The 9,489-nt window shown below is 44.9% G+C and carries 4 protein-coding genes; 1 reads left to right on the top strand and 3 read right to left on the bottom strand.

Annotated elements, in window-relative coordinates; all coding sequences use genetic code 11:
- Nucleotides 1–2,789 (bottom strand): hypothetical protein (locus tag GTQ34_RS11640; RefSeq protein WP_208103882.1); only part of this gene is annotated, 2,789 nt, incomplete at its 3' end.
- A 394-nt stretch (nt 2,790–3,183) separates the two neighbouring features.
- Between GTQ34_RS11640 and GTQ34_RS11635 the strand changes: the two genes are divergently transcribed.
- The gene (locus GTQ34_RS11635) at nt 3,184–4,773 is read left to right on the top strand and encodes a peptide chain release factor 3 (RefSeq protein WP_166523970.1); all 1,590 of its coding nucleotides are present in this window, start codon (nt 3,184–3,186) and stop codon (nt 4,771–4,773) included.
- A 36-nt stretch (nt 4,774–4,809) separates the two neighbouring features.
- Here the strand turns inward: GTQ34_RS11635 and GTQ34_RS11630 are convergent, their stop codons facing one another.
- Nucleotides 4,810–5,121 carry a DUF3467 domain-containing protein gene (locus GTQ34_RS11630; RefSeq protein ID WP_166523969.1) on the bottom strand — a complete coding sequence of 104 codons (312 nt, stop codon included), beginning with the start codon at nt 5,119–5,121 and terminating at the stop codon, nt 4,810–4,812.
- A gap of 54 nt (nt 5,122–5,175) precedes the next feature.
- Nucleotides 5,176–9,474 (bottom strand): DNA-directed RNA polymerase subunit beta', encoded by a 4,299-nt coding sequence (gene rpoC, locus GTQ34_RS11625; protein WP_166523968.1) that lies wholly within the window; start codon nt 9,472–9,474, stop codon nt 5,176–5,178.
- Between the last annotated feature and the right edge of the window lie 15 nt (nt 9,475–9,489).

Genomic DNA, 9,489 nt, shown 5'->3' with positions numbered 1-9,489 from the left:
CCAGAGGAATCTGTATTGAACATATCGTCCACCGCATCGATGACGTTGCCCATCCCGGGGCCCACCTCTATGGTCACCGTGGCCGTGTCGCAGTTGTCCACATCGGCAATCTCGCAGATGGTGTACTCAATGGTATAGGTGCCCTCGGGGGTCCCCTCGGCCACGCTCACGCTCCCATCCTCATTGATGGTCAGCTCGTCCGTGGGGGTCGAGGTCAGGATCACGTCCGATAGGGTCACGGGCTCCCCGTCAAGGGTGTCGTTGTCCAGCACGTTGCTGTCAGGGATCACGCCTCCAGAGGAATCTGTATTGAACATATCGTCCACCGCATCGATGACGTTGCCCATCCCGGGGCCCACCTCTATGGTCACCGTGGCCGTGTCGCAGTTGTCCACATCGGCAATCTCGCAGATGGTGTACTCAATGGTATAGGTGCCCTCGGGGGTCCCCTCGGCCACGCTCACGCTCCCATCCTCATTGATGGTCAGCTCGTCCGTGGGGGTCGAGGTCAGGATCACGTCCGATAGGGTCACGGGCTCCCCGTCAAGGGTGTCGTTGTCCAGCACGTTGCTGTCAGGGATCACGCCTCCAGAGGAATCGGTATTGAACATATCGTCCACCGCATCGATGACGTTGCCCATCCCGGGGCCCACCTCTATGGTCACCGTTGCCGTGTCGCAGTTGTCCACATCGGCGATCTCGCAGATGGTGTACTCAATGGTATAGGTGCCCTCAGGGGTATCGGGGGCCACGTTCACGCTCCCGTCCTCGTTTATCGCCAGCTCGTCAGTGGGCGTGGAGGTCAGGATCACGTCCGATAGGGTAACGGGCTCACCGTCAAGGGTGTCGTTGTCCAGCACGTTGCTGTCCGGGATCACGCCTCCAGAGGAATCGGTATTGAACATATCGTCCACCGCATCGATGACATTCCCCATCCCGGGGCCCACCTCTATCGTCACCGTTGCCGTGTCGCAGTTGTCCACATCGGCGATCTCGCAGATGGTGTACTCAATGGTGTAGGTGCCCTCAGGGGTCCCCTCGGCCACGCTCACGCTCCCGTCCTCGTTTATCGCCAGCTCGTCAGTGGGCGTGGAGGTCAGGATCACGTCCGATAGGGTAACGGGCTCACCGTCCAGTGTATCGTTGTCCAGAACGTTGCTGTCCGGGATTACTGCTCCAGAGCCATCTGCAGTATACGTGTCATTAACAGCATCAATAAGGTTGGTATCATCATCGGGGTCCAGGTAATCGGGCGTACCGTCATCGTCAGTGTCGTCGTCGGTAGGGTCGCCGTCGCCGTCCGCGTCCTCGTCCGGCGTGTCGATACCGTCACCGTCATCGTCAAGGTCACGGTAGTTCACGTCCTCCGTCCCATCGGTGTCCGGCAGGTCGTTGGCAGGGTCGTCGATTTCGTCGTTCACATCGTAGCCGTCGTCAACGTTGCTGCCCTCGTAGCCATCGTCGAGCCCGTCGTTGTCCGTGTCGGTACCTGTGAAGGTCTGGTCAGGAACCCCGTCGAAGTTGAAGTCGTTGCCCTCGTTGTTGTCCGCGACCAAATCATTGTCCGTGTCAACGTCCAGATAGTCTGGAGTACCATCGCCATCTGTATCCTCAGGGGTAATCCCGTCATTTTCGTAAGCATTATCCAGACCATCCTTGTCATCGTCGTCTCCGGTTGGTGGAACATACCCCGCAGTGGACTGACCTTCTACATTATCAGGCAATCCATCATTATCGGAATCTATATCCCTGAAATTTGGTTGTGTATCTTCGTCAGTATTGATTGGAACGATTCCTCCACAACTGCCTGGATATTCCTCATAATTGTCATCCAAGCCATTTCCATCAGAATCTACACCACTAGGCGGAAGATAGTTCTCCACATTCTGAGCTTCCACATTATCTATGATGCCATCATCATCTGAATCTATATCCCTATAATCAGCAACCCCATCACTATCCGTGTCCACAGGTTGCAAACCTCCGGTGAACGGGCAGGATTCTTCACAGGCCCCTAAGGTATCCCCATGGTCCAAATGTGCCTGAACCGCTGCTGGAGCAACACTTATGGTATGGTATCCTCTTCTCGGGTTTTTATAGCTTTTATCTTCTTTGTGGCACAGTTCCACCTTATCCTTTCCTTTATAATGGGAAGCTTTGCCATTATAATCACATTTACCATCACCTATTTCCTCATAAGCATCATCCAATCCATTTTGGTTATTGTCTTTTCCAGATTGGACAACAAAATCTGCGGTTGTTTGGGCCTCCACGTTGTCAATGATACCGTCATTGTCAGAATCCACGTCCTTATAATCGGGTATTCCATCGCCATCCGTATCAACCGGAACCAATCCGTCACAGTTACCATAAGGAATTTCATAGGCATCATCCAATCCATTTTTATTTTTATCCTCACAAGAAGGTGGGATATAGAAATACGTGGATTGGGCCTCCATGTTGTCAATTATACCATCATTATCAGAATCTATATCCAAATAATCTGGAATGCCATCATTGTCTTGATCTGAGGGTTGCGTATGGCACTTTCCGTCACCATCGCGATTGGCATCCTCCACTGTGTCCAGGATACCATCTCCGTCATCATCTAAATCTTTTTCATCAGAAATACCATCGCCATCTGTATCAACATATTCGGAAACCATAAGGCGACCTGTTTCGTCGTTATCAACGTTAGAAGTAGTGATGGGGTATACGGTGAGTACAAATGCAAGAAAAAATACATTTATCAAGCCCTTCCCAAAATTCATGAAAGTATTCTTCTCCATAAATGATTAAGTTTTGGTCAACTAATCACCATGGCCAGTAGTTCTCGTACGTGTAAGAAAATTGGGGTTATTCTTATTAAATATTTTTCCGATCAGGTTGTATTTGGTCATCGAAAAAACCGAATTGCATATTTAATGTAATTTTGTGTAATCGCATACTTTAATCGACAAAAAGCGAATTCATCATCCTTAGTTACCACATCTCCGGTCATAATCTTGCCAAAAACCAAATTCACGGTACACAACCTAAAACAGCCCTGAAAAATACATCTCTTTTTTATGTTTAGCGGCAATTCAAACCTGTTTTTTTGTATTGATATCAACAATCCCAAATCAAACGCCATAACATAAGCCAGAAAATTAAATTGATCTATTTTTGCCCAAATTTTTGTTGATGGATTTTGAAAAGGAAATAGCGAGACGTAGAACTTTTGGTATTATTTCGCACCCTGATGCTGGTAAGACCACCTTAACGGAAAAATTGCTTCTCTTTGGAGGGGCCATACAAGAGGCGGGTGCTGTAAAAAACAATAAAATCAAGAAATCGGCCACCAGTGATTTTATGGAAATTGAACGTCAACGGGGGATTTCAGTTGCCACCTCAGTTTTGGCATTTATTTATAAGGATAAGAAAATTAACATTTTGGACACTCCAGGGCATAAAGATTTTGCAGAGGATACCTTTAGAACCTTGACGGCCGTGGACAGTGTAATCGTGGTCATCGATGTTGCCAAGGGTGTCGAGGAGCAAACTGAAAAGTTGGTTGAGGTTTGCCGCATGCGAAATATTCCTATGATTGTTTTTATCAACAAGTTGGATCGTGAGGGAAAAGATGCTTTTGACCTTTTGGATGAGGTGGAACAGAAACTGGGGCTTACAGTTACCCCATTGAGCTTCCCTATTGGTATGGGGTACGACTTTAAAGGCATCTACAATATTTATGAGAAAAACATCAACCTTTTTAGTGGTACAAGCAAAAAGAATATCGAAGAAACCATTGCCTTTGATGATGTAAACAGTCCTGAATTGGAAAATATTATTGGAAAGGAGGCTGCTGAAAATCTCAGGGACAACTTAGAACTTGTGAATGGAGTATACCCCGAGTTTGACAAGGAAGCCTATTTGCGAAGTGAACTACAACCCGTTTTTTTTGGTTCTGCCCTTAATAATTTTGGGGTTCGCGAACTCTTGGATTGTTTTGTGGACATTGCGCCCCCGCCAAGACCAAAAATGGCTGAGGAGCGCTTGGTAAAGGCCAATGAAAAGGATTTTTCAGGTTTTGTGTTTAAAATCCATGCCAACATGGACCCCAAACATCGTGACCGCCTCGCGTTTGTAAAGATAGTGTCGGGAACTTTTGAACGAAACAAACCCTATTTACATGTACGGCACGATAAGAAACTAAAGTTTTCTAGCCCAAATGCCTTCTTTGCGGAAAAGAAAGAGATTGTAGATGTCTCTTATCCAGGGGATATTGTGGGGCTGCATGATACTGGGCACTTTAAGATCGGCGACACCTTGACCAGTGGTGAAAAATTGCATTACAAGGGGATTCCGAGTTTTTCCCCAGAGCATTTTAGGTATATCAACAACGCTGATCCCATGAAAGCAAAGCAATTGTACAAAGGTATTGACCAATTGATGGATGAAGGTGTAGCGCAACTTTTTACTCTAGAAATGAACGGCAGAAAAGTCATTGGTACCGTAGGTGCACTGCAATATGAAGTTATCCAGTACCGCTTGGAACATGAATATGGGGCAAAGTGCACTTATGAAAACTTTCCGGTATACAAGGCATGTTGGGTGGAACCAGAAGATGAAAACAATGAGGAGTTCAAGGAGTTCAAACGTGTAAAACAGAAATTTTTGGCCACCGATAAAAGAGGTCAACTCGTCTTTTTGGCAGATTCCGCATTTTCATTGCAAATGACCCAACAGAAATATCCAACGGTCAAACTACATTTTACTTCAGAGTACGATTAGCAGAAAATAAAAAACTGTAAAATTGTTCCGGTTTTTTTATGCTTCACCCGTAGGCCCAAAGTTTAGTGGTATGTGCGGTTGCTCATAATCCTGAATGGGGCCATGCGCCTTTTCAAATCGCGCTACATTATCGTTTAAGGCTTTTAGAAATTTCTTTGCATGCTGCGGCGTTAAAACAATACGGCTTTTCACCTTGGCTTTTGGTGCCCCTGGCATCATACTGATAAAATCCACTACAAATTCTGATACGGAATGGTTGATGATTGCTAGATTGGAATAGGTTCCTTCCGCAGTCTTCTCATCCAATTCAATATTTATTTGTTTTTGGTTTTGTTTTTTTTCTGCCATAGTTCTGTTTTCAAGTTGAAAAAGAAAACCCTGACCAAAGCCAGGGTTTCTATATTAGAATTTGAATTCCTCTTTTCGGGCCATGATTTCATCGTATTCCTCTTTGGAGCCTACAATGATGCTGTCATAATCCCTCATACCTGTACCGGCTGGAATTTTATGTCCGACAATTACATTCTCCTTCAAGCCCTCCAATGTATCAACCTTACCGCTAACGGCAGCCTCGTTCAATACTTTGGTAGTTTCCTGGAATGATGCAGCCGAAATAAACGACTTGGTCTGCAATGATGCACGGGTTATACCCTGTAAAATCGGCGTAGCGGTCGCCGCTACGGCGTCCCTAGCTGTAACCACTGCTTTATCTTCTCTTCTCAAAATGGAGTTTTCATCACGGAGCTCTCTAGCGGAAATAATCTGACCTGGTTTCAACCTTTCGGAATCTCCAGCTTCTTCAACTACTTTCATTCCAAAAATCTCGTCATTTTCCTTGATGAAATCATCTTTGTGAACCAATTGGTTTTCCAAGAAAGTGGTATCTCCAGAATCTTCGATTCGCACCTTACGCATCATCTGCCTTACAACAACTTCAAAGTGCTTGTCGTTGATTTTCACCCCTTGCAAGCGATATACTTCTTGAACTTCGTTCACCAAGTATTGTTGCACTGCAGATGGTCCTTTGATTGCCAAAATATCCTCTGGTGTAATGGAGCCATCGGACAATGGCATACCAGCTCTGACATAATCGTTCTCTTGAACCAAAATTTGGTTGGAAAGTTTTACCAAGTACTTTTTAATCTCACCCAATTTGGACTCGATAATAATCTCTCGATTACCACGCTTGATCTTGCCAAATGAAACGACACCATCAATCTCAGAAACTACGGCAGGGTTAGATGGATTACGTGCTTCAAAAAGTTCGGTCACTCTTGGAAGACCTCCTGTAATATCACCTGCTTTAGCTGATTTACGAGGAATCTTGACCAAGGTCTTACCTTCTTTGATTTTCTCACCATCATCTACCATGATGTGCGATCCTACGGGAAGGTTGTATGAACGCAATGTTTCTCCTTTACCGTCCTTAATCAATAAGGTAGGTATGAGTTTCTTGTTCCTAGATTCGGAAATCACCTTTTCTTGGAAACCTGTTTGTTCATCAATTTCCACTTGGTAGGTAACTCCTTGCTCTATATTTTCATAGGCAATCTCTCCTGTAAACTCAGAAACAATTACCCCATTGTAGGGATCCCATTGGCAGATAACATCACCCTTTTTAACTTTTGCGCCATTCTTGATGAACAACTGGGAGCCATAAGGTATGTTATTGGTGCTCAATGTTATTCCTGTTTTGGCATCAATAATCTTAATTTCCGAGGTTCTGGAGATTACAATGTCAGCCTTTTTACCTTCGCTATTCTCTCCTTTTACAGTTCGTAAATCTTCTATCTCGGCAATTCCTTCAAACTTGGCCTCCAACTTGCTATCCTCGGAAATGTTTCCTGCAATACCTCCCACGTGGAACGTACGCAATGTCAGCTGTGTTCCAGGCTCTCCAATGGATTGCGCAGCTACCACACCTACAGCTTCACCACGTTGCACCATTTTGTTGGTAGCGAGGTTTCTTCCATAGCATTTGGCGCATATTCCTTTGGGCGCTTCGCAGGTCAATGCGGAGCGAACTTCTACTTTCTCAATAGGGGTCGCCTCGACTTTCTTCACATCGGCTTCAGAAATTTCCTGACCAGCCCTAAGGACCAACTCTTCATTAAGTGGGTTGTACACATCATGTAGTGAAACACGTCCCAGAATTCTTTCTCCCAAGGTCTCTACCACTTCTTCATTTTTCTTCAATGGTTCAACCTCAATTCCCCGAAGCGTGCCGCAATCTTCAATATTGATGATGACATCCTGGGAAACATCAACCAAACGACGGGTCAGATATCCTGCATCTGCCGTTTTCAAAGCGGTATCCGCAAGTCCTTTTCGCGCACCGTGGGTAGAGATAAAGTATTCCAAAATGGACAATCCTTCCTTAAAGTTGGAGAGAATTGGGTTTTCGATGATTTCTCCACCACCTGCAGTCGATTTTTTGGGCTTGGCCATCAATCCACGCATACCGGTAAGCTGACGAATCTGTTCTTTGGAACCTCTTGCACCAGAATCCAACATCATATAAACAGAGTTGAACCCTTGCTGGTCTTCCCTGATTCGTTTCATGGCCAACTCGGTCAACATGGCGTTGGTCGATGTCCAAACATCAATTACCTGATTGTAGCGTTCATTGTTGGTTATCAATCCCATGTTATAATTCATCATGATGCCATCTACCTGTTCATTGGCATCTGCAATCATTTCATCTTTCTCTGCCGGGATGATAATATCACCTAAACTAAAGGAAAGTCCACCTTTGAAGGCAAACTCGTACCCCATTGTCTTGATTTTGTCCAAGAACTCTGCAGTTGTAGGCACATCGGTAACCGCTAAAATATCACCAATGATGTTTCTTAAGGCTTTCTTGTTCAAAACGGAGTTGATGTAACCTGCTTGTTCGGGCACCACGCTATTGAAAAGTACCCTACCTACGGTGGTCTCGATTATTTGGGGAACCAACTCTCCTTCTTCATTAAAATCCTTGACCCTTACCTTGATTCCTGCATTTAACTCGACTTTACCCTCATTGAAAGCGATTTCAACTTCCTCGTCGGAATAGAACGTAATTCCTTCGCCTTTAACAGGCACCTCTTTGGTGGATTTTCGTTCCTTGGTCATGTAATACAATCCCAATACCATATCCTGCGAGGGTACCGTAATTGGTGATCCATTTGCAGGGTTCAAAATATTTTGGGAAGCCAACATTAAAAGTTGTGCCTCCAAAATAGCCTCTGGTCCCAATGGAAGGTGTACCGCCATTTGATCCCCATCAAAATCCGCATTAAATGCAGTACATGCCAATGGGTGTAAACGGATTGCTTTACCTTCTATCAGTTTGGGCTGGAACGCTTGGATACCCAAACGGTGCAATGTGGGCGCCCGGTTCAATAGCACTGGGTGTCCTTTGATCACATTGTCCAAAATATCCCAAACAACAGGTTCTTTTTTATCAATGATTTTTTTAGCAGATTTTACGGTCTTTACGATACCTCTTTCAATCAACTTTCGGATTACAAAAGGCTTGTAGAGCTCTGCTGCCATATCTTTAGGAAGACCGCATTCATACAATTTCATTTCCGGTCCAACCACGATCACGGAACGGGCAGAGTAATCCACACGTTTACCTAACAGGTTTTGACGGAAACGACCTTGCTTTCCTTTTAAGGAATCGGAAAGGGATTTTAGTGGTCTGTTAGATTCTGTTTTAACCGCAGATGCTTTTCTTGTATTATCAAAAAGAGAATCCACAGCTTCTTGAAGCATACGTTTTTCGTTCCTCAAAATCACCTCAGGTGCCTTGATTTCCATCAATCGCTTTAAACGATTGTTACGGATGATCACCCTTCGGTACAAATCGTTCAAGTCGGACGTGGCAAAACGGCCACCATCCAAAGGAACCAATGGACGTAATTCTGGTGGAATCACAGGAATCACTTTCATAATCATCCACTCGGGTCTGTTTTCCCTGTTATCTTGGGATTCACGAAGTGCCTCAACTACTTGTAGTCTTTTTAAAGCCTCCGTTTTTCGCTGCTTTGAGGTTTCCGTATTGGCTTTGTGCCGCAGTTCGTATGATAATTGTTCCAAATCGATTCTGGACAGTATATCAATCAAACATTCTGCTCCCATTTTAGCAATGAACTTATTCGGGTCGCTATCTTCCAAATATTGGTTTTCTTGCGGAATGGACTCCAAAATGTTCAAGTACTCCTCTTCTGTCAAGAAATCCATCTTCTGGATTTCTTCGCCTTCGGGGCCTTTTGCAATTCCAGGTTGTATGACCACATATCTTTCGTAGTATATGATCATGTCCAACTTCTTGGAAGGCAATCCCAAAAGGTATCCTATCTTATTGGGCAACGAACGGAAATACCAAATGTGTGCCACAGGCACTACAAGATTAATATGTCCCACACGGTCCCTTCGAACCTTCTTTTCGGTAACCTCAACACCACACCGGTCACAAACGATACCTCGGTACCGGATACGCTTGTACTTTCCACAGGCACATTCATAATCCTTTACAGGACCAAAAATCCGCTCACAGAACAATCCATCGCGCTCAGGCTTGTGTGTTCTATAGTTGATGGTTTCAGGCTTCAATACCTCGCCACGGGATTCCGCCAGGATAGCCTCTGGAGAGGACAATCCAATTGAAATTTTATTGAACCTTTTTGGTGTGTTATTGTCTTTTATTCTAGCCATAACAATATGGTGATA

Source organism: Flagellimonas ochracea, assembly GCF_009903685.1.
Taxonomy (GTDB): domain Bacteria; phylum Bacteroidota; class Bacteroidia; order Flavobacteriales; family Flavobacteriaceae; genus Flagellimonas; species Flagellimonas ochracea.
The sequence above is the reverse complement of the archived record's forward strand: the minus strand, read 5'-3'. Positions and strand labels throughout refer to the sequence as shown.